The 24,880-nt window shown below is 42.5% G+C and carries 20 protein-coding genes and 3 pseudogenes; 19 read left to right on the forward strand and 4 right to left on the reverse strand.

The genetic code is table 11. The features are described 5' to 3' along the window. Nucleotides 1-2 precede the first annotated feature (2 nt). Nucleotides 3-1,358, forward strand: a complete 1,356-nt coding sequence (locus GC098_RS26300; protein WP_171646168.1) for a sulfatase-like hydrolase/transferase — start codon at nucleotides 3-5, stop codon at nucleotides 1,356-1,358. A 63-nt stretch (nucleotides 1,359-1,421) separates the two neighbouring features. On the opposite strand, the gene GC098_RS26305 is transcribed toward GC098_RS26300, so the two are convergent. From GC098_RS26305 to GC098_RS26315, 3 genes are read right to left on the reverse strand one after another with little or no spacing between them, the layout of a single operon-like run. Then, the gene (locus GC098_RS26305) at nucleotides 1,422-2,552 is read right to left on the reverse strand and encodes a Ger(x)C family spore germination protein (RefSeq protein ID WP_171646169.1); all 1,131 of its coding nucleotides are present in this window, start codon (nucleotides 2,550-2,552) and stop codon (nucleotides 1,422-1,424) included. A 5-nt stretch (nucleotides 2,553-2,557) separates the two neighbouring features. After that, complete coding sequence (locus GC098_RS26310; RefSeq protein WP_246358987.1) at nucleotides 2,558-3,646, reverse strand: GerAB/ArcD/ProY family transporter; 1,089 nt, start codon at nucleotides 3,644-3,646, stop codon at nucleotides 2,558-2,560. Further along, nucleotides 3,624-5,057 carry a spore germination protein gene (locus GC098_RS26315; protein ID WP_281367130.1) on the reverse strand — a complete coding sequence of 478 codons (1,434 nt, stop codon included), beginning with the start codon at nucleotides 5,055-5,057 and terminating at the stop codon, nucleotides 3,624-3,626. The genes GC098_RS26310 and GC098_RS26315 overlap by 23 nt, the downstream gene beginning before the upstream one ends. 388 nt (nucleotides 5,058-5,445) lie before the next feature. On the opposite strand from GC098_RS26315, the gene GC098_RS26320 reads away from it, so the two are divergent. The 18 genes and pseudogenes from GC098_RS26320 to GC098_RS26405 all read left to right on the forward strand — a co-directional run. Then, the gene (locus GC098_RS26320; protein WP_171646171.1) at nucleotides 5,446-6,552 is read left to right on the forward strand and encodes an ABC transporter substrate-binding protein; all 1,107 of its coding nucleotides are present in this window, start codon (nucleotides 5,446-5,448) and stop codon (nucleotides 6,550-6,552) included. Between the two features lie 29 nt (nucleotides 6,553-6,581). Next, nucleotides 6,582-7,430: an ABC transporter permease gene (locus tag GC098_RS26325; protein WP_171646172.1), complete on the forward strand. Its 849-nt coding sequence runs from the start codon at nucleotides 6,582-6,584 to the stop codon at nucleotides 7,428-7,430. Beyond that, on the forward strand, nucleotides 7,427-8,236 hold the full coding sequence (locus GC098_RS26330; protein WP_171646173.1) for an ABC transporter permease: 810 nt from the start codon (nucleotides 7,427-7,429) through the stop codon (nucleotides 8,234-8,236). Before GC098_RS26325 ends, GC098_RS26330 begins: the two co-directional genes overlap by 4 nt. Further along, nucleotides 8,233-9,255: an ABC transporter ATP-binding protein gene (locus GC098_RS26335; RefSeq protein ID WP_171646174.1), complete on the forward strand. Its 1,023-nt coding sequence runs from the start codon at nucleotides 8,233-8,235 to the stop codon at nucleotides 9,253-9,255. Before GC098_RS26330 ends, GC098_RS26335 begins: the two co-directional genes overlap by 4 nt. Nucleotides 9,256-9,270: 15 nt before the next feature. Beyond that, nucleotides 9,271-10,062 carry a DeoR/GlpR family DNA-binding transcription regulator gene (locus tag GC098_RS26340; RefSeq protein WP_171646175.1) on the forward strand — a complete coding sequence of 264 codons (792 nt, stop codon included), beginning with the start codon at nucleotides 9,271-9,273 and terminating at the stop codon, nucleotides 10,060-10,062. Continuing rightward, nucleotides 10,059-10,817: an HAD family hydrolase gene (locus tag GC098_RS26345; RefSeq protein WP_171646176.1), complete on the forward strand. Its 759-nt coding sequence runs from the start codon at nucleotides 10,059-10,061 to the stop codon at nucleotides 10,815-10,817. The genes GC098_RS26340 and GC098_RS26345 overlap by 4 nt, the downstream gene beginning before the upstream one ends. Next, nucleotides 10,817-11,158, forward strand: a complete 342-nt coding sequence (locus GC098_RS26350) for a DMT family transporter (RefSeq protein ID WP_171646177.1) — start codon at nucleotides 10,817-10,819, stop codon at nucleotides 11,156-11,158. Before GC098_RS26345 ends, GC098_RS26350 begins: the two co-directional genes overlap by 1 nt. Beyond that, entirely contained in the window at nucleotides 11,158-11,472 is a 315-nt protein-coding gene (locus GC098_RS26355; protein WP_171646178.1) for a DMT family transporter, read from the forward strand. Before GC098_RS26350 ends, GC098_RS26355 begins: the two co-directional genes overlap by 1 nt. A 31-nt stretch (nucleotides 11,473-11,503) precedes the next feature. After that, nucleotides 11,504-12,454 (forward strand): sugar phosphate isomerase/epimerase family protein, encoded by a 951-nt coding sequence (locus GC098_RS26360; protein ID WP_171646179.1) that lies wholly within the window; start codon nucleotides 11,504-11,506, stop codon nucleotides 12,452-12,454. Nucleotides 12,455-12,520: 66 nt separating this feature from the next. After that, nucleotides 12,521-12,775: pseudogene (locus tag GC098_RS26365) on the forward strand (sigma factor); the annotation flags it as partial. A 425-nt stretch (nucleotides 12,776-13,200) separates the two neighbouring features. Then, nucleotides 13,201-17,100, forward strand: a complete 3,900-nt coding sequence (locus tag GC098_RS26370) for a discoidin domain-containing protein (protein ID WP_171646180.1) — start codon at nucleotides 13,201-13,203, stop codon at nucleotides 17,098-17,100. 238 nt (nucleotides 17,101-17,338) lie between these two features. Further along, the gene (locus GC098_RS40320; protein WP_171646181.1) at nucleotides 17,339-18,274 is read left to right on the forward strand and encodes a carbohydrate ABC transporter permease; all 936 of its coding nucleotides are present in this window, start codon (nucleotides 17,339-17,341) and stop codon (nucleotides 18,272-18,274) included. 22 nt (nucleotides 18,275-18,296) lie between these two features. Next, nucleotides 18,297-19,127, forward strand: a complete 831-nt coding sequence (locus GC098_RS26380; RefSeq protein WP_171646182.1) for a carbohydrate ABC transporter permease — start codon at nucleotides 18,297-18,299, stop codon at nucleotides 19,125-19,127. Nucleotides 19,128-19,240: 113 nt separating this feature from the next. After that, the gene (locus GC098_RS26385) at nucleotides 19,241-20,605 is read left to right on the forward strand and encodes an ABC transporter substrate-binding protein (protein WP_171646183.1); all 1,365 of its coding nucleotides are present in this window, start codon (nucleotides 19,241-19,243) and stop codon (nucleotides 20,603-20,605) included. A 64-nt stretch (nucleotides 20,606-20,669) separates the two neighbouring features. Further along, nucleotides 20,670-22,352, forward strand: a complete 1,683-nt coding sequence (locus GC098_RS26390; RefSeq protein ID WP_171646184.1) for a sensor histidine kinase — start codon at nucleotides 20,670-20,672, stop codon at nucleotides 22,350-22,352. A gap of 7 nt (nucleotides 22,353-22,359) precedes the next feature. Next, nucleotides 22,360-23,898 (forward strand): response regulator transcription factor, encoded by a 1,539-nt coding sequence (locus GC098_RS26395; RefSeq protein WP_171646185.1) that lies wholly within the window; start codon nucleotides 22,360-22,362, stop codon nucleotides 23,896-23,898. Between the two features lie 32 nt (nucleotides 23,899-23,930). Further along, a pseudogene (locus GC098_RS26400) lies at nucleotides 23,931-24,194 on the forward strand (discoidin domain-containing protein); the annotation flags it as partial. 85 nt (nucleotides 24,195-24,279) lie between these two features. Further along, nucleotides 24,280-24,507, forward strand: a pseudogene (locus GC098_RS26405) (macrolide ABC transporter ATP-binding protein); the annotation flags it as partial. Nucleotides 24,508-24,569: 62 nt separating this feature from the next. Here GC098_RS26405 and GC098_RS26410 read toward each other — a convergent pair. Further along, nucleotides 24,570-24,880: helix-turn-helix domain-containing protein (locus tag GC098_RS26410; RefSeq protein ID WP_216625434.1), on the reverse strand; the 311-nt coding region annotated here is incomplete at its 5' end.

The following is a 24,880-nucleotide window of genomic DNA, read 5'->3' on the forward strand; positions in this document are numbered from 1 at the left end:
AAATGATGATTGGCAAAAGACCTAATATACTGTTTCTTATGAGTGACGAGCACCGTGCTGATACGGCTGGATTTGCCGGCAACCCTGTTGTGCGCACACCGCATTTGGACTGGATTGCGGAAACTGGCGTCGTCTTCTCGAACGCTTATACCCCTTCGCCGATCTGTATCCCAGCACGGCAAAGCATCATGTCCGGTCAGCTGCCGGAGACGACGGGATGTATGTCTTATGGTCAAGATCTGGCGCCTGGCTATATGACCTTTGCCCGCCGTTTCGCGCAGTATGGTTACGCGACGGTTGCCTGCGGAAAGCTGCATCATATGGGCGTCGACCAGATGCAAGGTTGGATGCAGCGGATCGGCAATGAAATGCAAGTCGATCTTACGTTCGTCGAGGGGCGGGATGAGGAAGAATGCGGCAGGGCAGCAAGAAGCATAAAGGAGTTCAAATGGGACCAGCCCAAGGAAGTCAAACGGGCGGGAATCGGAAGGGCGCCCCATACGGTTATGGATGCGTATACGGTTCTTGGAGCGACTAATTTCATTGACGAGTACTTTCTTAGCCCGTATTACGACCGTGAATCGTTGGATCGCCCCTTGCTGCTAAAGGTAAGCCTTCTTCAGCCCCACTATCCGTACATCGCCGACGGCGATAAATTTCGTTATTACTTGAATCGGGTGAAGCCCTTCGCAGATCAGGAAGTGTTCGACCATCCGTCTCTTAGCGGGCTTCAAGTGCGTCCGGGCGTGGATGCATCGGAGCGGGAAATTCGCCGTGCGGTCGCTGCTTACTATGCCATGATTGAAAAGGTCGATGACCATTTCGGCACTGTCATGCAGGCATTGGAGACTGCCGGACAAAATCTGGACGATTGGATCATTATTTATACGAGCGATCATGGGGAGATGCTTGGTGAGCACGATGTCTGGGAGAAGCAAAAGTTTTTCGAAGGCAGCGTGCGAGTGCCGTTCATCATCCGCTTTCCCAAAGGTTTTGACGGAGGTCGTATAGTCGCGGAGAATGTGAACCTGTGTGACCTGTTTGCAACGATGTGCGAGCTCAGTGATATCCCCGTCCCTTCAGGACTTGATAGCCGCAGCATGGTGCCGCTGCTTAAGGGCAGCCAGCACGCTTGGGACAATAGAACAATCTCCCAGTTTGGCCCGCATCACATTATGATTAAACAAGATAATTTGAAGTATCAATATTATGGTCCCGACATGCCGGAAGTGCTGTTTGATCTTAGCCGCAATCCGGAAGAAACGATGAACTTCAGCAGAGATCCCGACTATATGAGAGAGATGGAATCGTTTCGAAAGCAGCGGAGGGAATTTCGGCCAGAGGGAGCTGTCAGCTGAATCTTCCCGGAATCAGATTCTCGGAGAACTGAGACATGTGGAACAAGCAGGCGGATGTCTAGGTTAACTAATAATCCCTTTCTTTGTGATTTCTACCTGAACCTCAGTAACAAAATTCACTTTTTGGTAGTTGCTCCCCCAGTCTTCCTTTTGCTTCTTCCAAATATCGGGATGGAACGCCAATAGTTGTCGGCCGATACCTAATCCGTCGCAGCGGGCTTTTTGCAGTTTCTCAAGCGTTTCTTCTGCCAGATGGGTCATCTCTTTAGAAAGAAACTGCTCTAGTTGTGAGACCATTTTTTTATCATTTAAGTGATCTTTCGGATATTCATCGATACTTACTTTCCATTTTAATTCCAGCGTAACCATGATTTTATCGCCCGATTGAGTCAGTACCTTCATTTTTCGCTTTGATTTTTCTACATTAAAGGTTATAAAGTCATGACCGCTTTGATGCCCCTTATGAGTACTTAGTTCTCTGGTGAATCTCGCTATCTTCCCCTTATTGCCCTTCATAAATAAATACATGCTAGATTCATCAGGGCTTAGTGTCCCTGTAAATTGCTGATTATGAAACATAGCAATTCGCGAAACGTCGACTCGTTTCCCTTTTTCCGTGAGAAATGGAAGAACAAAATCCTCTCCTGGGTCCATCATGACAGAGTAAATCGTTTCAATGCTCACTTTAGGAATGGATGTCGTTTCTTCTTTGCTCTTGATTAGTTCTTCAATTTCTTCTCCTATTAAGATATTCCCTACCTTTTTAAGAGAAAGTATGTCCGCCGCTTTTCCTTGCGCCACCCCGAACCTCGCATTTAAAGCACTCTTAGGGTCGCGGTAAAAAAAATCGAGTATCGGATAAATATCTTGTTTGGCCTGTTCTTCTCCAATGAGAATTACGCGATTTCTGTAATTACGAAGATGCCGGGACATCATATCATCCGCTTTATCTTGGACTTCCCTTGCCGTATTGCCGACCGTGAAAATAATATCGTTTTTAGGGCTCTGTTGTTCGCTAGCGGGAACGTCCCGTATAACAAAGGTGGCTTGAAGCTCTCCATTCTGCTCGAGATCGAACCCTTCTGCATAAAGCAAACGGGCACTCTGTAAAAGATCTTGATCCCAACATCCAATCATCAATAAAAGAACACAAATAACCGCGCTTGAAGAGCAGATCCTTTTTACCCGTTTCATCCGGTTTACACCATCCTTCTTCTATTAAGATAAGAGAAGATAAGCAAAATCAAAGGAAGCCCAACTACAAGCGTATAGTGAGAAATCTTATTCATGCGATCGTAAAAGTCGGTGATCGAAGGATTTTGAGCAATCATAGCCAGGATAAATAGAATGATTGCGGCATAGGGGACTGCCTTTTTATGTTCTCCCCGGTGAAATAGGTTGCCCAAACCTATTGTTGCCATGAATAACCAAGAGACAATGGCAGTGCTGACAACAAAAATCCATAAAGATAAAAAAATTAAATCGATCCGCTGAATGATCTGGAAAGAAAAACCTCTCAGCATATACAGTAAAGGTTCTTGAACGGAGGGCATAACCGCAGGGCTGAATATAATTAAACTTGTAAACACCTCAAATGTGTAAAAAAGTGTAATTACCATATTCCCTAAAGAAGCTGCTTTTAATTTCCCGCCGCTCTTCCCTTCAACGAATGGATAAATCACCAATATCACTTCATATCCAACCATAGGAAATAATGCTTCATTCGCAGCTGCGATGATTTTTCCCCATCCAGCTTCAGTAATAGGAAATATATAGCTGAAGTTCACATTGGAATAACCGAACATGGATAGTAACACCATGACAATGATCGTTAACGAAGAGATGACAAACAGTCTGGCAATCACTCTAAGGTTTTCTTTAACCAAATACATACAGGTGAGAAGAGTGAGAATTAATAACGCCCATCTAGGGGTGCTTTGGAGCACCCACTTTCCCACGACATCGGCAAATAAGGCTAAGACCATTCCCCCGGATAATAGAAAGTAGCCGATATAAACAAGGCCAAGCAGATTCCCCAAAATATTGCCGGCGATTTTGGGTAAAAAACCGTAGATCGTATCGGATGGATAACGCCTGCATAGCGCCCATAGAATCAAAATAATCACTTGTACGGCTAATCCGGCGATTAATGTTGATATCCATCCTCCTCCCTTGGCTATAGCCTGCATTTTATGAGGAAGCGATAAGATTCCAACCCCCACTTGAGATTGAATGACAAAAAACATAAATTGTCCCTGTGTAATTCTACTCTTTTCCGGGATCATCATGTTCCCACCTCCTTGAATTCTTTTCTTGAGTTAATTTTCTCGGATGCGGGTCATGAGGACGCTGATTTAAGCTCCAGATTGGAAAACGTGCTAATGCATCTTTCAAATCTTTGATTCGAAGCGGCATTACCGGCGCAAAATAGGCTGAACCGAAGCACTCTAATTTACATAAGTGAATTAAGATAAATAACAAGCCGTACATGATACCGATCAAGCCGAACATCGAGGCCAGAATCATGAGAGGGAAACTCAGGATGCGAGTGGCTGTACTTATTTCACTAGAAGGGGCCACAAAGGACGAAATAGCGGTTAAAGCGACTACGATCACCATGGGATATGAAACCAATCCGGCTCGAACTACCGCTTCACCGATAACCAGGCCGCCTACAACGCTGACGGTTTGACCTACTCGGCTCGGCAAACGAACCACCGCTTCACGTAGCACCTCTAAGGTAATTTGCATAAGTAATGCCTCCACAATAGGTGGAAAGGGAACTCTGTCTATGCTGCTTTTTACGGTATAAATCAAATTTGATGGGAGAATTTCTGGATGATAGCCAATAATCGCAATATATAAAGCAGGTACGAGAGATGCGATGATAAAGCTCACCAAACGAATCAAACGTATGAACGATCCGACTATCCACCCGCTATGATAATCATCCGGGCTTTGATAAAAGGCAAAGAAAGTCACTGGCAAAATCAGCGCAGTCGGGTCTCCATCAGATAAAATAACTACACGGCCTTCCATGAGATGAGCTGTCGCCCGATCCGGTCTTTCCGTAAATAAAATTTGTGGAAATAGAGAAAACGGGTTGTCTGCAATCAACTCGGCAATGATTCCTGGGGAGATCGTGGTATCCATAGCAATGGAACCGAGTCTATGATCCACTTCTTTGACCAAATCCGGATTCGCCAGATCCTGCATATAGAGAAGAGCCAACTTTGTTTTGGTTGTCTTTCCAACCTGGTAATACCGAACGACCAAGTTCGGATTTTCAATACGCTTTCGAACTAGATACAGATTTGTAATTAGGTGCTCGATAAAGCCATCATGGGCGCCGCGAACGACCCCTTCATTTACTGGCTCTGTTATACTCCGTTTATAATTTGCTGTTACATCGATAATAAAGGCCTCTACTTGACCTTCAAATAACAATAAGCATTTCCCTTGAACTAAGGCGTGTGGCACCTCGCCCAGATCCGATATTTTCGTAATCCCCATAGAAGTAATGAGTTCATCCACGGTTCCTGCTTTTTTTTCTTCTAAAGGCTGAATAATTTCTTTTTGAATTCTCTGTTGATCAGCCAGGGATTCTAAAAAGACGATAAGACCATCTAATTGATTAAACTTAATACTCCGGTATTTCAGATCACCAGAATGAAACAATTGGTCTTGAATGTATTCCATATTTTGTTGCAAATGGGGATATACACTCATTTTCATATGTGCCCTTTTTACAACTTCGTGATTGTTCGACAACAATTTCCTTATGAGATTCCTCATTCGACTCCATCCAAGTACATTCCAATTTTGATTAATTTAACCAATAAAATGAGCATTATTCCGACAAAGTTATGAATTGGAAACGTACAATAGCGAATACATGAAATAAACGACAGCTTCACAAACTTTAAAGGTTACTTTTCCCATGAATGAGATCGGGCGAAAAGTAGTCTTTTTTCTTTACAAAACATTTACACCTATTTGATTTGTGGTTAACGTTGCGATTATACAATTGATTTGTTGATAAAAACAACAAAAACGCACAAATACCCAAAATTCGGAGGGATTCATTATGAAAAAACATCTATCATTGAAATCAGTCCTGATCATTAGTTTGATGGCTCTGAGTATGACTGCCTGCGGCGCGCCTCAGCAATCCGCTCCTGCGACCAGTACTCCGGTTCCGGCCAAAGAACAGACTTTGGAAGAAATTCAAAACCTGGCGAAGCAGGAAGGCAAGGTTGTCAGTGTCGGGATGCCCGATGACTGGGCCAACTGGAAAGAAACCTGGGGCAATATCACCTCCAAATATGGATTAACTCATTCGGATACGGATTTAACAAGCTCAGAGGAAATCGCCAAATTTGACGCTGAAAAGAACAATCCAACGGCGGATATTGGAGATGTAGGGATGGCTTTCGGACCGATCGCCATGCAAAAAGGCGTGACCATGCCGTATAAAACGTCTTACTGGAACGATATCCCGGATTGGGCGAAGGACAAAGACGGCCATTGGCTGGTTGATTATCAAGGTACAATCTCCGTGCTTGTCGATAAAGCGCAGGTGAAAAATCCACCAAAAACATGGGAAGATATTGAAAAAGGCAATTATAAAGTTCAGATTCCAGATGTCACCAAGTCATCGCAAGCGCAAATGGGCGTACTGGCAGCGGCGGTTGCGCATGGGGGCAATGAGAGCAACATTCAGCCCGGATTGGACTTCTTTGCGAAATTGGCCAAGCAGAACAGATTGGTTACGAAAGATGTAACCAAAGCCGATTTGGAGAAAGGTGAAGTGCAAGTTGCGATTCTGTGGGATTTTGTGTCGCTCGGCTTTAAAGACCAAATCGATCCGAATCGTTTTGACGTTAACATCATGCAAGAAGGCAGCATCATTGGAGGATATACAACCATCCTTAACAAGTATGCGCCTCATCCGAATGCCGCGAAGCTTGCCCGCGAATATATTTTGAGCGACGAGGGACAGATCAACCTGGCCAAAGGCTATGCCCGTCCGATTCGCAGTAACGTCAAATTGCCGGAAGATGTCGCCAAGAAGCTGATTCCTAACGAACAGTATCGAAATGCGAAACCGATCACGGATTTTAAATTATGGGATGAAACATCCAAAAAAATTCCGCAGCTGTGGCAAGAACAAGTTTTGGTTAACATCAAGTGACGGATTAAAAAGAAGTGAGGTTTGTCCGAATGAATCACAAAGTTACGCTGCTCGCCGTCATTGCTCTGCTTCCGTTTGCCCTTCTGATTGTCGGGTTCGAGCTGCTGCCTCTGATTGCCATGATCCGCGACAGCTTTCTTGCGGATGACGGGATCACGTATACGTTTAAGCAGTATATAACGGCTTTAACCAATCCTTATTATACAAAAGGTATGCTGAACAGCTTGCTCATTTCTGTAATTGCCAGCTGCATCGGTATCGCGATCGCAATCGCCGCTTCATATTCCATGACGCGAATGCCTGCTAAGATGCAGTCCATGTTGGTGACCTTCTCCAATTTGACTTCCAATTTTTCCGGCGTGCCACTAGCCTTTGCTTTCATTATTTTGCTCGGCAACAGCGGAGTTTTTACGCTCCTATTCAAAGAATGGGGTTGGAATATTACAGGCTCGTTCAATCTATACAGTTGGAGCGGTTTAGTGACTGTGTATGTATATTTCCAGGTGCCGTTAGCCATTCTGATGCTTTATCCGGCCTATTCAGGCATTCAAAGACAGTGGCGGGAATCCGCCGCGTTACTTGGCGCATCGCCCTTTCAATTTTGGCTGCGCATCGGATTTCCCGTCATATTGCCCAGCATCGTCGGTACTTTCAGCATTCTTCTCGCCAACGCAATGGGTGCTTATGCAACAGCTTATGCTTTAGTGGGGGGCAGCTATAATTTGCTGCCTATCCGCATCGGTGCGCTTGTAGCTGGAGATGTTGCCACAAGACCGCAACTCGGCAGTGCTTTGGCCGTCATATTAGGATTGATGATGGTCATGGCGATGTGGTGTAATGAACGTATGATGCGACGGATCAGGAGAGATTTGCGATGAAGAAAAAATGGCTTCACACGATGATCATTTCAGCGACTTTTCTATATCTCTTCCTGCCGCTTGCGGCAACGTTCTTGTATTCGATCGCCAAAGAATGGCATAACACGATTCTCCCGGTATCCTATACGTTCAGTGCGTATGAGAATTTGTATACGGATCCCCGATTTTTACAAGCAGTCGGGCGTACGCTTCTTGTTTCTGCAATTACACTTGTCCTAAGTGTAGTTACCATGTCGATCGCGATCTTTGTCGTATTCTTGTATTTGCCTAAAATGGAGCGTGTCCTGCAGGCGCTTGTCATGATCCCCTTCGCTGTTCCGGGGGTGGTCGCGGCCGTTGGATTAATCAAGGTGTATTCAAGCGGGCCGATCTTATTGTCAGGGACAATATGGATCTTAATCGGAGCGTATTACGTACTCGTTCTTCCCTATATGTATCAAGGTATCCGAAACAACTTGCGAACGATTGACGCTAAAAGGCTAATGGAAGCCGCTGAAGTGTTGGGAGCAAGCAAAATCAAGGGTTTCGCATTCGTTATTATGCCTAACATGGTAACCGGCATGCTGGTGTCTGCCTTATTATCATTCTCGATCCTGATCGGCGAATTCGTCCTGGCCAATTTTCTCATCGGCGGATATTATGAAACGATCCAAATTTATTTAATGAGACGCTTGAATGAAAACGGCCACTTGGCCAGCAGCATTGTAATTACGTACTTTCTAATGGTAGCGGCCATTTCGTGGTTGATGCTGAGATTAGGCAGACGCTTCCGTAAGATAGATGAAATCAAGGAGAAGGTATCATGAGCTATGTCCAAATCGATCAAGCGATGAAGCAATACGCGGATTCAACTGTACTGAAGCAAGTTTCTCTCCAGATAGAAAAAGGGGAGCTTGTTACGTTGCTGGGACCAAGCGGCTGCGGGAAAAGCACGCTGCTGCGTTCCATCGCCGGGTTGGAAAAGCTGGATGGCGGGACGATCAGCGTTAACGGAAACAATATTTCCCAGCTTCCGCCGCAGCGCAGAAATGTCGGCATGGTTTTTCAATCCTATGCCCTGTTTCCGAACATGACTGTTTTCGATAACATTGCATTCGGTCTGAAAATGAGAAAATGGCCTCGAAACGAGATAGCCGTTAAGGTCAACCAAGTGATCGAGTTAATCCATATGTCCGATAAAGCATCCTCTTATCCGCATCAATTATCCGGCGGGCAGCAGCAGCGTGTAGCGCTTGCTAGAGGGATCGTCACGGAACCGGATATTCTGCTGCTGGATGAACCTTTAAGCGCTCTTGATGCCAAAATCAGGAAAAACCTGCAAATCGAACTGCGAAACATTCAGCGGGAATTGAAGATGACGATGATATTCGTTACGCATGACCAGGAAGAGGCGATGACGATTTCTGACCGTATTTTCATTATGAATGGCGGAAAGATTGTTCATCAAGGCAAGCCGGAGCATATTTACGCTTCCCCGAAAAACGAATTTGTGGCCCGCTTTATCGGCAGCTATAACGTATTGACGGATCGTGAACTTTCCCGATTAACTGGACAATCTTTCAAGCCCGGAAGCTATGCCATTCGTCCGGAGGTTATGGAGCTGCACCCGCAAGATGTGTTGTACGATCAGCAGGAGCCTGGCCTATGGCTTGAAGGGACCGTGAAAAGTAGAACGGTTCGCGGCAATGTGCGCCGCTATGAGATTCAAGCACTAGATGTAAACTTGTGGGTGGATGAGCTGAATGTTCCCCATAAAAACGCTGTTGATGAGGAATTGTTCATTAAGGTGTGGATTCCGGCGTCAGCGTGCAACTTGTTAGAATAGAGGAGGGTGATCGTCATGTCGGTTTTGTCGTTAGAGAGAAAAAACTTTATTCTTGATCGATTACAAGCTTACGGTAAAGTGAACGCGGCTGAATTAGCCAAACTGATGGACGTTTCGATGGAAACCGTCCGGCGCGACCTTGATATGCTGGAGAAGGAAGGCCTGCTCAAACGTGTGCATGGCGGAGCTGTCAAAATTAATTTTCAACTGGGTGAACCGTCGTTCTATCAACGCAAAGATGTTAGTCTGGAAAACAAAAAGAAAGTGGCTCAGAAAGCCGCGCAGCTGGTAAGAGACGGAGATACGATCGTCATGGGAGGAGGGACCACGATCCTTGAAATGGCTCACGCTCTCCGCGGCGTCAATAAGGTCACCATTCTGACCAATTCGGTACCTACGTCGCATACGCTATTGGATTCTTTAAATCAAGGTTTATTTCACGGAAAAGTGATTCTGTTAGGCGGGGAATTGAATGAAGAGCAGTATTCAACGAGTGGATCTGTTTGTGAAAAAATGCTGGATCTGTTTTGTGTAAATAAAGCTTTTATTTCGCCGGGAGGCATCTCCCTTTCGGGTGTTATGGAATATACGCTGGAAGAATCGTCGATTTCGGCCAAGATGATTCAGGTGGCGAAAGAAAAAATTATTATTGCGGATCATGGCAAGATCGGTGCTGAAGCATTGTGCAAATTCGCGCAGCTTGACCAGATCAACGTGATCGTTTGCGACCAACAAGCGCCGCAATCGTGGAACTTTTCTTTGGAGAATATCGAATGGGTAACAGCGGATGAGGAGATTGTCAAGTGAAACAGATTAAAGGGATTTTATTTGATAAAGACGGAACTTTAATGGATTTTTATTCCAGTTGGGTCTTGGTGGCTACGCAGCTAGCGGATCGTTTGCTTGAAAAGCTAGAAATCGCCAATTGCCCGGAGTTGAAGGACGATTTGCTCATTTCTATCGGGCTTCATGACAATAAAGTAGATCCGAGGGGGTTTCTGGCCAGCGGCACTACACAGGATATATACGGGGCGTTTGTTCAGAAGCTGACGAAAGCGGATGTAAGTCAGGAGAAACTGGACGGGCTGGATGTTTGGATGACAGATGAGCTTTACAGCTTGACCAAAGCCAATCGGGACAATCTAAAGCCGACAGCGGATTTGCCGAATTTACTGGATCGGCTTCGCCGGCATGGTATTAAAATGGGCATCGCAACAGCGGATGACCGGGATTCTACGAAGTTCTTTTTGGATAAAATCGGCATTCAAGGTTATTTTGATTTTATCGGCACATCGGATTATTTCGAGAAAAAACCGAATCCAAGCATGATTCAAGCATTTTGCGAAATTGCGAATATTAGCGCGGGAGAAGTGGCTGTCGCCGGCGATACGGTCGTCGATCTTCAATTTGCGAAGAACGGTTCGGCGGGACTCGCGATCGGTGTTCTCTCCGGTGTTAGCGGGACTGCCGAGCTGAGGGAGTTAGCCGATCTAATCATTAATTCTGTCGGGGATATCGTTATGGTGAACGGCGACTTGATTTGGAAGAAGATGCAAAACTGATGAGACGAGATTGGTTTTTTGTTCTGATAGCGAGTTTATTTGAGGTTTGTTGGGTAACCGGATTGAAGCATGCGGATAGCCTTTGGGCATGGATAGGAACGCTTGCCGCGATTTTTATTACTTTTGATATGCTGATTCGTTCCTCGAAAAAACTGCCCGTCGGAACGGTCTATGCGGTTTTCACCGGGCTGGGCACTTTTGAAACCGTCATCGTCGAGATGCTCGTGTTTGGAGAAACGTTTAGCTGGGCTAAATTAGCACTCATTCTTTTAATGCTGACCGGTGTTATCGGACTTAAAATGATAACGGAACAATCCGAGAAGGAAGGGGCCGGGGCGTAGTGGGCTGGATTTGCTTAATTCTCGCAGGCGCTTTTGAGATCGCTGGGGCTGTGAGTCTGAACAAACTGAGCAAAAACAAAAGTTGGAAGACAGTTATCCTGCTAGCCGTCAGCTTCTCATTAAGTTTCTTTCTGCTGTCCCAAACGATGAAAACCATTTCCATGGGTACGGCATATGCGGTTTGGACAGGAATAGGAACGGTAGGAAGCACGCTGATCGGCATGTTTATATATGGCGAATCGAAAGATTGGCGGCGGTTATTGTTTATTAGCATGGTCGTTATCGCTGCCATTGGATTAAAGCTATTGGCGTAATAAGGATGTCATAGGATACGGAGGAGAGATTATGAAAATCGGGTTGGAAACTGAAAGTTATCACTTGCAGTTCATTTCTGGCAAAATGGATGTATTTCAATTTATCCGCAAGACAGCCGAATTGGGATTAGACGGTGTCATGCTGAATATTAACCCATGGCCGGGGCTGCCGGGGTGGGGGGTTCTTGAATCATTTGATCCCGAATATTTGGCGAAAGTAAGAAACGAAATACAGAAATATGGTTTTTTTGCTGAGATCGATACGAGCGGTACGGATCCTGTCCATCTAACGAAAGTGATAGAAGCCGCTCATCAAATAGGAGCTGACGTCGTTCGGACTTACGCTTGTATGGGCGTTTATGATCCGGATAAATTGAGTAGAGCTCCGCAAGACATCGCGCAGCTTGTCCCGTTGCTGAAGAAATACAGAATTCGACTGGCCGTAGAAAATCATGAGGAAGAGATTGCGGATGAAGTCATTCAAATCATCAAAGATGTGGACAGCCCTTGGGTTGGCGCGCACTGCGATATCGGTAACGGCATGATGGCATGGGAGGATCCGGTCGCCGCTGTCAGGAAGTTGGCGCCGTATGCATTTACGACCCATTTTAAAGACCACATCATTATTCATGACGGCGAGGACTTCCGGGTATGTGGAGTTCCTATAGGAACTGGCAATATTGATACAGAGGAATGTTTCAAAATACTGGTAGAACAATCGACACTTACCCGTATCAATGTGGAAATGTGTTTCCCGTATTCCGTGTCTTTCAAAAGAGAACCGGGAACCGGAGGTGTATTTGAAGTTGGTGAGGGAGCATTTAAAGTTGAAAAGCCCCCTTATGATTTAAATATCATTAGACCCGAGGACTATTATTACCCGCCAGAAGAACTTTTGGCAAAAATGATTGAAGATCAAAATAAAGGCGTAGAGCAATCGATTCAATATACGCTGGCATTAAGGGAGAAATATTGCCGTTAGATTAAATGTTCTCATCTAAAGGTCATCACGCAGGAAGGAAATATTTATTCCTGTTAAGCGAAATGGATGGCAGGTTTTAGTTCATTGCTCCGCTTTATAGAGAACATTACGTTGCTTCGTGTTCACAACCTCAAAAAATTCGACAGCACAGGAGAAGATCTCGAGGATTTAATCTCGATCGGAACCATCGGTTTGATCAAAGCCATTGAATCGTTTTCGCCGAACAAAGGGACCTAGCTCGCTACATTCGCGGCTCGCTGTATTGAGAATGAGATTCTTATGCATCTGCGTTCATTGAAGAAAACACGTAAAGATGTGTCCTACATTTACCGCCTATTCATATGGCGGTTTTTTTGCGCACTTCATAGTGCAAGGCCAAGAGACAGTGAACAATCAGGAAGTATTGTGCAGACAATTTTACAAATCAAACCAAGTGATGCAATCTAGAGGCGGAGTATAGAAAAAAGACATATGGACTGCCTTCATCAAAATAAACATTAAATTTCTCACGCAAGCGCATTTATTCGGGTTTGTAAGATGATAACAAATTACAAATAGGTTCAGCTAAAATTACAAAGCGTTTTACCTGTAATGGATTATAATCTATTTATGCTTACAATAAACTTGTTTAGCTAAGGGGGGACAAACTCAGCCAGAGGCTTCTCTATGGAAAATGCAGCAAATTCGAGTTGAGATTATTTTCAGGAAAAAGAAGGGTGGAAAAAAGTATGTTTAACATGCTTCAAATGAAAAAAAATTCAATTTCTACGTATCTGATTCTCACTGTATTTGCAGTTATTTTCACAATCGTTATTCAGACACCGAAGGCAAATGCTGCTTTTGCAAATTATACCCAAACCACGGAAACAATTGGTGGTGTTAATTATTCGGTCATCACCGTTACTTATTCCGGGGATGATGCGGGTCCCGCAGTTAATGAAGCTATTGCAGCCGCCAAAAATGCCGCGAAACCAGTCATTTTGGATTTTCCGACAGCGACATATAACTTTAAGGATTCGTCTGCCGTGGATGCTCAATATTATATTTCCAATGCATCGACTGCAACACAAACGCCAGGAGGGTGGAGAAAGGTCGGACTTTTGATTAATAACATCAACGACTTGACGATACGGGGAAACGATTCGACGCTGATGTTCCACGGCGTGATGACGCCCATTGTATTTGACAATGCCGTAAATGTGAACATGAATAACATTAGCTTTGATTTCAAACGGCCGGTTATGTCCGAAATGACGGTGGCAGCAGTTGGCAGCAATTATATTGAAATGAATGTTCATCCGGATTCCTTGTATAAGATCGTAAACAATAAGCTCGGTTGGACAGGAGAGGTTGACAGCAATGGCGCTGCTGCAGACAATTGGGTAGCCAGAGGGTACGCAAACATCACACAAGTCCAGGAGTACGATCCGAATACGAAAAAGACGTGGAGAACGTCCAATCCCTTTGCGAACTATTCTAGCGCGCAGGATCTAGGAGACAGGAGAGTAAGATTTAATTACACCAGCGCCCCAAACGTAACCGTTGGACACGTCTATCAGCTTAGAAACGACGTTCGCAAAGAACAGGGTGCTTTTATTTACAGGAGTAAGAATGTAACCTGGACAGGGGTAAACTTCTACGCTGCTCCTGGACTAGGCATCGTAGGGCAGTATAGTGAAAATCTTACCTTTGATCAATTAAATTTCGCACCGAAAACGGGAAGTGGGCGGACAAATGCATCTATGGCCGATTTTATGCAAATTTCGGGTTGCAAAGGCCAAATAACGGTAAACAATTCCAACTTCTTCGGAGCACATGATGATCCGATCAATATTCACGGTACTCATCTACAAATTGTCGACAAACCGGCCTCCAACCAGATCAAGGTTAGATTTAAGCACTCGCAGAGCTGGGGATTTGATGCTTTTGCGGTTAATGACAGTATCGATTTTATAAAGGGTTCAACACTTCTATCCTATGACAGCGCTATCGTAATTGGTGTGACTCGAGTAGATGATAATAATATCCTGCTTACCCTTGATAAAAATGTTCCAAGCTCGATAACCGTTAATGATTACTTTGTGGAAAATGCAACGTGGAACCCGAATGTCACAATTAGCAATTCAACTTTTGAATCCATTCCTACAAGAGGCATCCTGGTAACGACTCGCGGGAATGTTCTAATTGATCACAATAGATTCAACAGAATGGAAATGAGTGCGATCTTGATTGCCGATGATGCCAGCAGTTGGTATGAATCCGGTATGGTCAGGAACGTAACTATAAGCAATAATGCATTCAATAACAATGGAAATTCTGTCATAGACATATCGCCTAGCGCGCCTTCAACGAACCCTGATCAGACCGTGCACAGCAACATCAGTATTAGCGGTAATTCATTTTATAAGACGGGAGGAACCACCTCGATCTTTGCAGGAAGCGTCAACGGATTCAACTTTACCAATAACATCGCTCAGGAAGGGGGGGTTCAGATCAATGCAAAAGGTTCAAAAAATGTAACTATATCAGGAAATACGTTTGCACAGAGTGGGGTAACCAAAGGTATAACTTTGTCCTATATGTATACGAATACCGACACAATTGACACGTCTCAAGGTTTTACGGTAACAAGAAACAACAATTATGTTCCTGTAGTTCCTAATCCTAACGACATCCCTCAATCACAAATGACAGCCACTGCAACCAGCCAACATAGCGGTAATGAGGCAAGCAAAGCGCTTGACGGGGACAATGGAACGATCTGGCATACTGAATGGTCTCCAATGGCCAATCTTCCTCAATCCATAACGATGAATCTTGGGGGGACCTACAGCATTACGAAATTAAGGTACCTGCCAAGGCAAAATGGTGAATCCAATGGTAATATTATGGATTACACGATTTCTACAAGCACGGATGGTGTAACGTTTACGGATGCAGTATCCGGAACGTGGGCGGATGATAAAGCGGAAAAGATCGCAACTTTTAATTCAGTATCAGCAACTTATGTGAAACTGACAGCTACCCGTGGACATGGCGGCTTTGCGTCTGCTGCCGAATTGAATATTGAACGTGTGCCTCAAAACTTCCAAAATCTTTCTTTAATTGCAGATGCAACTGCATCGAGTCAATATAATTCAGATTTTACGCCCAGCAAAGCGAAAGATGGGAACACTAGCACACAATGGTCGCCGCAGTCCGGAACCGGAGTAAATGAGTGGCTTCAAATGGACTTCGGAACAAATAAAACGATCAATCAAGTAACAATCAAGGAAAATTTAAACAGGACAGCCGGGTATAAAGTGCAATATTATAACGGATCAAGTTGGGTCGATATTGTAACTGGAACAACGATAAATTCGTCGGTCACACATTCTTTCGTAAATATTACTGCACAAAAAATAAGGCTTTATATCACTGCCACTCAAATAGATTCAAATGGTTGGGGAAGAGAACCGAACATAACGGAATTGATCATTAATGGACAGTCATTAGTTACATCGATCTCTGTACATGGCGCAGGCGGTGCAAATTCGCTCTCCGTGAATGGTACGCTGCAAATGCAGGCCAACGTCCTCCCTGCAGATGCAAGCAGCAGAGTAACATGGAACGTCTTCGAGGCCGATGGTATCACAGTAACGGATAAAGCGACTATAAATGCCAATGGATTACTAACGGCAATAAAAGGAGGTACAGTAAAAGTAGTTGCAGCGGCCACTGACGGCAGTGGCGTACAAGGATCCACATCGATTAAGATTGAATCCGATCAGATGGACGTCGCATTGGATAAAGCGAGTCTTGCTATCGGCTACGCGGAAGGTGACAGCGAAGTAGGTGTAACGAAAAACGTTCATTTGATAACGAACGGTGCGAACGGGACAATAATTACATGGAGCAGTGACGCTACATCTGTCATCGACGCGAACGGTACGGTAACCCGCCCGTTATCTTTCGAATCAGATGCGACTGTTAGGCTATTAGCAACGATCACAAAAGGTACTGTTTCGGACATAAGGACGTTCGTACTTAACGTATTAAAGGGGGTTCCTCCTGTAACCACCGCAATGTTAAGTCCGGCTGCGCCTAACGGCAAGAACAGCTGGTACACGACGGATGTGACCGTAAACTTATCTGTAAGCGCCAGTGTTTACGGAGGCTCCGTAACAACGGAATACCAAGTGAATGACGGTGAATGGGTCGTTTACACCGGCTCCATTCCAGCTTTCGGTGACGGAATTTATAAGCTCGGATACCGCAGCAAGGATCAGGCAGGAAATGTAGAACATCTCAAAACCGTCGAATTTAAAGTTGACAAGACAGCTCCAACTCTTTCCGTCCAGTTAGATAAGACGTCGATTTGGCCAGCGAATCATAAAATGGTTACGATCAATGCCACGTTGAATCCTAGTGATGATACATCGGACGTTGAATCCGTGGTATTAACGTCCATAACGAGCAATCAACCAGATAGCGACCAAAGCGACATTCAGGCCAATTTCGGCACAGCGGCCACTTCCTTTAGCTTACGTGCGGAGAAGTCGTGCATCTATACCATCACGTATACAGCTACCGATAAAGCTGGCAACAAAACGGTTGAATCTGTTACCGTCATAGTACCTCATGATCAATCCGACAATCAGGGATAACAAGTTGGTAACCATGTTGAATGAATGATGAGAATCGTCAGTTTCCTATGAGAAAAATTTGTAGTTCACAAACAAAGAACACGGAACCCAATATGGGCTATCGTGTTCTTTTTGTTTTGGCTTGCTACCCCTGGCAAATAAGACAATAATACAAATGAGTAAAGCATTTGCTCCATTCCGGGTCCATCTGAAATAGTAGATAATATAACTATTCAATCAATTTAATAGGAGGCAACCCGTGGAGAAGATCAATACACTTACTCATCCTGCAAAAAAGAAGTTTCGCCATGGCTATTCATTAGAGAGACGCGAAAAGCAAGTGGGTTTCATATTCGCAATTCCTAGTATCATCGGATTTTTCCTGTTTGTTTTGTTACCGATACTAGGAATTTTTTTCTTGAGCTTCTATAAAGTAGACCTCATGTCAGGGGATTTTTCGTTTGAGGGGTTGAAATATTATAGCAAAATGATTCATGAAGAAGATTTTTGGAAATCAGTTCAAAATACAGGCATTTATTTGGTGATTTATGTCCCATTGACCCTTGTACTTGGACTTGCAATGGCTTTAATCCTTAATGCCAAACTCTATATGAGAGGTTTGGTCCGAACATTCTTCATTATTCCTTATATCACCACTTATGTAGCAACATTAGTCGTTTGGAATGTGTTTTTGCACCCAACGCAAGGACCTTTAAATAGTTTACTTATGAGCTTGGGTGTCTCTACACCTCCGCAATACATGGTGGATACACATTGGGCATTGCCTGTTCTTGCTATCATCGGAGCATGGAAAGACGTTGGTTATCATTGCATTTTATTTCTAGCCGCATTGCAAGCAGTATCAACCGACTACTATGAATCTTCTTCAATTGATGGGGCCAATCTCATGCAAAGATTCCGACATATCACGCTACCATTAATCTCGCCAACTACCTTTTTTCTTCTACTGATCACAATTATCGGTGGGCTGCAAGCTTTCTATCAAATGGCTTTAATGACTAAAGGTGGACCTGCATTCAGCTCAACCACACTTACCTATTATATTTATCGTTCCGCTTTTGAATTTTCTGATTTCTCCTATGCATCTGCAATCGGTGTGTTCCTTTTCTTGATAACCTTATTGTTAATTTGGATCAATTGGATTGCACAAAAGAAATGGGTATTTTATCAATAACATAAATGGGAGGAGGATAACTGTGGAAAATGGATTTAATGTTGGGCAAGGTATAAGATCACTTATATTTATCATAATCGGACTAATCTTTATCACTCCGCTTCTTTGGATGGTATCGACTTCTTTTAAATTTGAAAGCCAAGTTTTTGAAAAGCCATTTGTCTTCTTCCATTGGGGACAATTGAATTTCGAGAATTACAGAAACATTTGGCTCAACACGCCTTTTTTAACTTGGTTATACAATTCTATATTTGTTGTCGTCTTCTCAGTTGTATTTCGTTTAATTATTGCTGCATTTGGTGGATATTCATTTGGCTTTTTAAAATTCAAGTATTCTGGATCCATATTTTTCCTGTTCTTAATGACATTATTTGTACCGTATCAGCTTACCTTATTACCACAGTTTATTGCATTTCGTTTTGTTCATTTATTGGATACAAGGTGGGCATTAATCATCCCGAATATTTTGGATATTTTATCTATTTTCATGATGAGACAATTTTTTTTAAGTTTTCCTCGTGAATTAATTAGTGCTGCTTACATGGAGGGTAGCGGAATTACACGGTCTTTTTGGAAAGTAGCACTACCTTTAGCTAAAGTTCCATTGATTACGCTTGGCATACTCAGTTTTTTTATGATCTGGGATCAGTTTTATCAGCCCCTGATTTTTTTGAAATCTAAAGATCTTTATACAATACCAATGGGCTTACAAAGTTTTCAAACTCAATTTGGTAAAGATTATGCACAACAAATGGCGCTGGCATGCCTTGCTATTGTACCTGTATTAACTGTATTTTTGATTCTACAAAAACAATTTATCGAGAGTGTGACTTCTTCAGGAATAAAAGGATAAAAGAACAGACAATTCTACAAATGAGCCAAGCGTTTATTCCATTCAATATCGAATTCATTTTACTCTATAATTAAATTGTACAAAAATAAAATAAATAAAGGGGAACAACACAAATGATCAAAAAATTGTCCGTTATCGCAGCGTCCTGTATGCTGGTTTTCATGGCAGCAGGCTGCAGTTCCAAAGGCAGTTCGCCAAGCAATACAAGTGCTGTTGATACTAAGAATACAGATGCAAGCTCAAAGGCCAGCGTGACACTTGAGGTATTAAATATTTCTGAGTATATGGATACACCTGAGTTTAAAGCTTTTATCGATCGTTTTCACAAAAAGTACCCGAATATTATGATTGATCCGATCTCAGTCCCCCATGAACAATATATTAATAAACGTAATGTCATGCTGGCTAGCGGCTCTGTCGTTGATTTAATCTGGGGCAATGGCGTAGATCAGTTTGATGCGATTAATAAGGGATTTCTCATGTCAATTGATGAAGCAGCCAAAGAAGCTGGCGTAGATATGAGTAAAGATTTCGGTAATTTCAAACCGGATAAAGATGGGAAATATTATCGTTTTCCTATTCAACAAAATAACTGGATGCTTTTTTATAATAAAAAAGTATTCGATGATGCTAAAATTCCATACCCCGATCCTAAAGTGCCAATGACTTGGGACGAATACGCCGTCACCGCTCAGAAACTAACGAACAATGAAAGTGGAAAAAACAAAGTATACGGTATGTTTTATAACAATTGGGGCATGTACTACTATGGTTTCGGCAGTCAATTAACTGACGGCAAGTTCTATACCTCAGATGGATTGAGCAATATTAATGCACCGGAATTCAAACGCAGCTTAGAATGGATGAATGATGTTATCAATGTGAAGAAAGCAGCAATGCCAGTAGCGGAATATATCTCCAACAATACAGATTTCTTATCCTACTGGAACGGTAATTACGGAATGGTTGTTGGTGCCCAATGGTATGCACAGTTAGCTGCGACGAAAAAAGATAAATTCCCGCGTGAATGGAAAGCTGGAATTGCACCAATGCCGGTGCCTAAAGAAATGGCTGGCAAGCATATGAACTGGTCAAGCATCGATTCTTTGGCGGTTCCCAAAAATTCAAAGCATGCCAAAGAAGCGTTGATATTCGCTAAGGAGTACGTCGCGGATTACACCTTGAGTACGGGAACGCTTCCAATGTATAATAAGATCGATGCGAACAAGTACTTCCAAGATCTAGCTGACAAGTTAAAAGATGACGGAATCACTGTGGAACAAATCAAATATTTGTTTGGCGGTGATCCTGAAGTGATTAATGTCGCAGAAAAGCCGGTTTTTGGCGCGCCATCTGAATATGAAGCAACCTTCTTGGATCAACTTACACAATATTACACTGGAAAAGTATCCGTGGATGATACTTTGAAAAATATTAAGCAAAAAGTCGACAAAGTGATTCAAGATCAAAAAAAATAAATAAGTAACTTTCTATGCCCGTCTGATTAGAGGCGGGCATAGAACTTTTACAAGGAGAAGAAGCATGATGTTGTGGGGTCACAAACGGTATCCAGGTCCTAAATCGGTTCAGCGCAGATTAATTTTTTTGCTAGTGGCCGTTTTCATTCCCTTATCGTTGGTACTCTTTTTTGTTTATCGATTTACCGAGCAAACTTTGGTGAGCAAGATGAACGAGGTTAATCAATTCAGGATGGAACAAACATCTTCTCGTGTTCAAGATTTATTTCAAAGAATATTTATGGCTACAAATCTATTTATTAACGATAGGCAATTTTTAGGTTCACTTGACGTGAAGGATCCTTACGATATTGAGAAAAATAAAATTTATTTAGAAGCGATAGAAAGGCTGCAATATGCTTTCTTTCTCAATGAAAAATACGCGGTCATTCTACGTGACAACAACGGCAATATTTATCAATCGGATACATCTCGGCTGGGATTAAGAAAGGAACAATTGCAGGAACGGGTTCTAACAATTATGGACTGGGAAGAAGCTGATATTTTTTATAGTTTCAAATGGTCTATGATAGACTGTCCTCAAATAAATGGAGATTCCGCAAGCTTTATTGTATTCACACGCTGGCTGTTCAACCCCGGAACTGCTACAAAAAAGGGGATGATCTCAATCGTTATCCCTATTTCATATATACAAAATATTCTAAAAAACGATGGGGGACATTATGTAATTGAAAATGAAAATCACGAAAGTTTGTTTTCAACTCAAATAGATGGTGATCAAACAGTAGAGAAAATATCGAAAAGCACGAGTACTCACAGCATGAAGCAGTTAAATCCAACGAATTGGTACTTATATCAATTGGAAAGTACGGATTTTTTAAACAACCAGTTGAAATTGTTTAGTTTTGTTGTGTTTATGACGATTGTAGTGATATTAATTATTTATTTTGGAATTATGGCAGTGGTACTTCAGACAACTAGAAAAATATTTAATCAAATACGATCCTTATCCAAGCAATTAACATCGAATTCACCCAATTTAACGATATCCATTCAATCCGATTACCAAATCGTTGAATTATCAGAAATACTTCGCCAATTGGTCCATAATCTGACGACCTCTCGTAAAAACTTTGAACTGGCTTCTACTGAAAAAAGGAAATTGGAAATGCAAATGCTTCAGCAACAAATGAATCCGCATTTTTTATTAAATACATTAAGTACGATTCGATTTATTGCCGACTCCACCTCACAGCAAAGGATAAGTTCATTAATACTATCTCTTTCTTTTCTTTTAAGACAGCAATTATATAGGGAAAATTCTCATTGGACGATGAAAGAAGAGAAAGAGTATTTACTTAGGTATATCGAGATACAAAATGCTAGATTTGGTGACGAATATAAAGTCAATATTCATTTTCAAGAGGAGACTATGGAAAAGGTTGTATTACGTATGCTTATACAGCCACTCTTAGAAAATTGTTTTGAACATGCTTTTGCTGGTAAACCAACCGGATGGATTCAAATATTCGCACAGTTTAAAGAGGGTGGAATGGAGATAACCGTTCAAGATAATGGAGACGGATTTATAAATAGGGAGACACAAAAATCGAGAAAATCCATTGGGTTAGCGAATGTAAAAGATCGTTTGTTGCTTCACTATGGGGGATCCGCCTATATTGATATTCAGAGTTCCCCATCTATAGGGACTTGCATTCGGGTATTTATTCCAGATGAAACGAGCTGACGCTTGGATGAAGCTTTTGATAGTAGAAGATGAGGCGCCTGTCCGTAAACACATAAAGTGGATGTTGGAGGACAGTGGCATTGAGATATGGGAAGCGGAAAATGGTAGAGATGCATTAGATGTATTAAAGAATAACGCAATGGACATTATGCTGACAGATATTCGCATGCCTATCGTGGATGGTATAGAGTTGATACAACAGTGTAAGATTCTCTATCCCCGGTTATGGTCAATTGTAATAAGCAACTATGCAGAATTTGACCTTGCTCAGATGGCATTGCGTTATGGGGCGAAAAATTATTTGCTTAAAGCAACCATCAATAAGGAAAGCCTGGTCTCCGAATTAAATCAGGCTTACGAAGATTCGCGAAATCAAGGTTCGGACAAAGGACGTTTGGACTCAAATGAACAGTTAATGGTTCAAAATTCATTATTTTATGAATGGCAGCAGCAGCGTATTAATTCGGCAGAATTGATAAAGAGGTCATTGAAATTAAATGTCCAAGTCTTCCAGTTCGAGGAACCCCAGTCGATGTTTACACTGCTTGAAGTGGACCGATTTTCTGAATGGTGTGAAGCAAAATTTAACAAAAAGACAGATATTGCCATATACGCTTTTATGAATGTAGCCGTAGAAGTCATTAAACAATTTCATCCTAAAAATGAATTATTTCATTTAGAAAACGCTAGATTTATACTTCTGGATTTCGGTGAAAGCAATAGGGAGAAGCACACCGAGAAAATGGAAGAAGTTCAGCTTGCGTTGCAGCAATTTTTAAAACTGGAATCTTCATTAATAACGGGATATGATTTCACGACGTTAGATTCATTATTTGAGATGGTCCGTCATTCGATCAGCGATACGAGACAATTATTTTACTGCACGCCAGCGTGCCTCATTTCACCAAATGAGTGCGAATTTACAAGCAAAGATATAGATTTGTATTCTTTTTTTCAAAACATGGAGATGGAAAACGATAACAACTACACGGCAATTTCAAATTTGCCGATGTGGATCGAGTCCTTTTTTGATTTGATCCGTTATTTAAAGCGTCCGCCTAGTACGGTTAAAGAAGATTTAAAATTCCTGATCACTTTTATCGAGAAAAAGGGATTTGCTGTCCCGGAGGATTTGAAATCGGAAATAAGCCACAAACAAGCCTTTCGGTTAACTGATTATAAATCCATATTTGAACGATGGCTAAATGAATATCATTATTTGGGCACACATCGGATAGAAATTGTCAAAGCATTAAACTACATCCATGAACAATACCGAAACAAATTCACTTTGGATGATGTCAGTAATCACGTTAACATAAGTCGATCTCATTTCTCTAAACTATTTAAAGAGCATCAGGGCGTATCCGTTATTGAATATGTGGAAGGGGTTCGCATGAAACAAGCAAGGTTGCTTTTACGGACAACTCCACTCGCCATTAGTGAAATTGCCGATAGAATCGGTGTTCAAGATATATTTTATTTCAGTAAACTATACAAGAGATATTACAAAGTTAATCCAAGTAAAGACCGGAGTATGGTGTAAAGACAGTTCGACAGTTCTCAAATTCGCCGAATAATGGGAAAGATGGAAGTACAAGTACCAAGTGGGCTCCACAATCTGGAACAGGTGTTAACGAGTGGCTCCAAATGGACTTTGGCTCAAACAAAACATTCAATCGGGTTGTTATCAACGAAAGCTTGAACAGGACAACCGGATATAAGGTGCAATATTATGATGGTACAAGTTGGGTAGATATTGTAAGCGGGAAAACAATAAGTCCAACGATTACGCATACTTTCACAGCGACGCAATCCGAGTTTGAAGTTTATGGAAATTAATTAACCTATTTTCGTTTTCCTGTATACCCATTTGGATCGTTCCGATATACTCCATGGTGTATGTGGAGAAGCCCCATAGCGTTTGCAGCGTGTTGCTATTGCTCGAACGTTGGCAGGAGATCCGTCGATCATTTTGGCGGATGAGCCTACGTGAGCGTTGGATTCGAAGACAGGTGTGGAGATTTTGAACATTTTAAAGAGATTAAATGCACAAGGTCGGACGATTGTTTTGATTACGCATGACTTATTGATTGCGCAGCAGGCGAAGCGGATTGTGCGGTTTCGGGATGGGCGGTTGCAGGGGGAAGTGTAGTGTGATAAGACCGGAACCCCATGGGGAATATGGGATTCCGGCTTAAATGGTAACCGTATTTTTTAAAATCGATAAGTTCTTCGGTAAGCCGAAGGGCTTATTTTTAGTTTAGCGGTGAAAATCCGACTAAGATAAAAGCCGTTTTGGTAACCGCATTGCTCAGCGATATGATCGATTGTATGGTCTGTGTCGATCAGTAATGACCTTGCTCTCTGGAGTTGAAGTAAGGTTACATATTCAATTGGGGAGTATCTGTATGCAGCTTGAAATCGGCGGGATAGTTGAGAATTACTGATGCCAAGTTTTTCAGCCAAGAGCTGCATGCTTAATTTCGCTCCAAAAGCGTGCTGATTTAGATAAGCCATGGCATGAA

The sequence above is a fragment of the Paenibacillus phytorum genome, from assembly GCF_013141715.1.
Classification (GTDB): domain Bacteria; phylum Bacillota; class Bacilli; order Paenibacillales; family NBRC-103111; genus Paenibacillus_E; species Paenibacillus_E phytorum.

Bases quoted from the DNA above. Each gene is read 5' to 3' on its own strand.
- GC098_RS26300 (WP_171646168.1), top strand. From the start codon at position 3: ATGATGATTGGCAAAAGACCTAATATACTGTTTCTTATGAGTGACGAG.
- GC098_RS26305 (WP_171646169.1), bottom strand. From the start codon at position 2,552: ATGAAACGGGTAAAAAGGATCTGCTCTTCAAGCGCGGTTATTTGTGTT.
- GC098_RS26310 (WP_246358987.1), bottom strand. From the start codon at position 3,646: ATGATGATCCCGGAAAAGAGTAGAATTACACAGGGACAATTTATGTTT.
- GC098_RS26315 (WP_281367130.1), bottom strand. From the start codon at position 5,057: ATGGAATACATTCAAGACCAATTGTTTCATTCTGGTGATCTGAAATAC.
- GC098_RS26320 (WP_171646171.1), top strand. From the start codon at position 5,446: ATGAAAAAACATCTATCATTGAAATCAGTCCTGATCATTAGTTTGATG.
- GC098_RS26325 (WP_171646172.1), top strand. From the start codon at position 6,582: ATGAATCACAAAGTTACGCTGCTCGCCGTCATTGCTCTGCTTCCGTTT.
- GC098_RS26330 (WP_171646173.1), top strand. From the start codon at position 7,427: ATGAAGAAAAAATGGCTTCACACGATGATCATTTCAGCGACTTTTCTA.
- GC098_RS26335 (WP_171646174.1), top strand. From the start codon at position 8,233: ATGAGCTATGTCCAAATCGATCAAGCGATGAAGCAATACGCGGATTCA.
- GC098_RS26340 (WP_171646175.1), top strand. From the start codon at position 9,271: ATGTCGGTTTTGTCGTTAGAGAGAAAAAACTTTATTCTTGATCGATTA.
- GC098_RS26350 (WP_171646177.1), top strand. From the start codon at position 10,817: ATGAGACGAGATTGGTTTTTTGTTCTGATAGCGAGTTTATTTGAGGTT.
- GC098_RS26360 (WP_171646179.1), top strand. From the start codon at position 11,504: ATGAAAATCGGGTTGGAAACTGAAAGTTATCACTTGCAGTTCATTTCT.
- GC098_RS26370 (WP_171646180.1), top strand. From the start codon at position 13,201: ATGAAAAAAAATTCAATTTCTACGTATCTGATTCTCACTGTATTTGCA.
- GC098_RS26385 (WP_171646183.1), top strand. From the start codon at position 19,241: ATGATCAAAAAATTGTCCGTTATCGCAGCGTCCTGTATGCTGGTTTTC.
- GC098_RS26390 (WP_171646184.1), top strand. From the start codon at position 20,670: ATGATGTTGTGGGGTCACAAACGGTATCCAGGTCCTAAATCGGTTCAG.
- GC098_RS26395 (WP_171646185.1), top strand. From the start codon at position 22,360: ATGAAGCTTTTGATAGTAGAAGATGAGGCGCCTGTCCGTAAACACATA.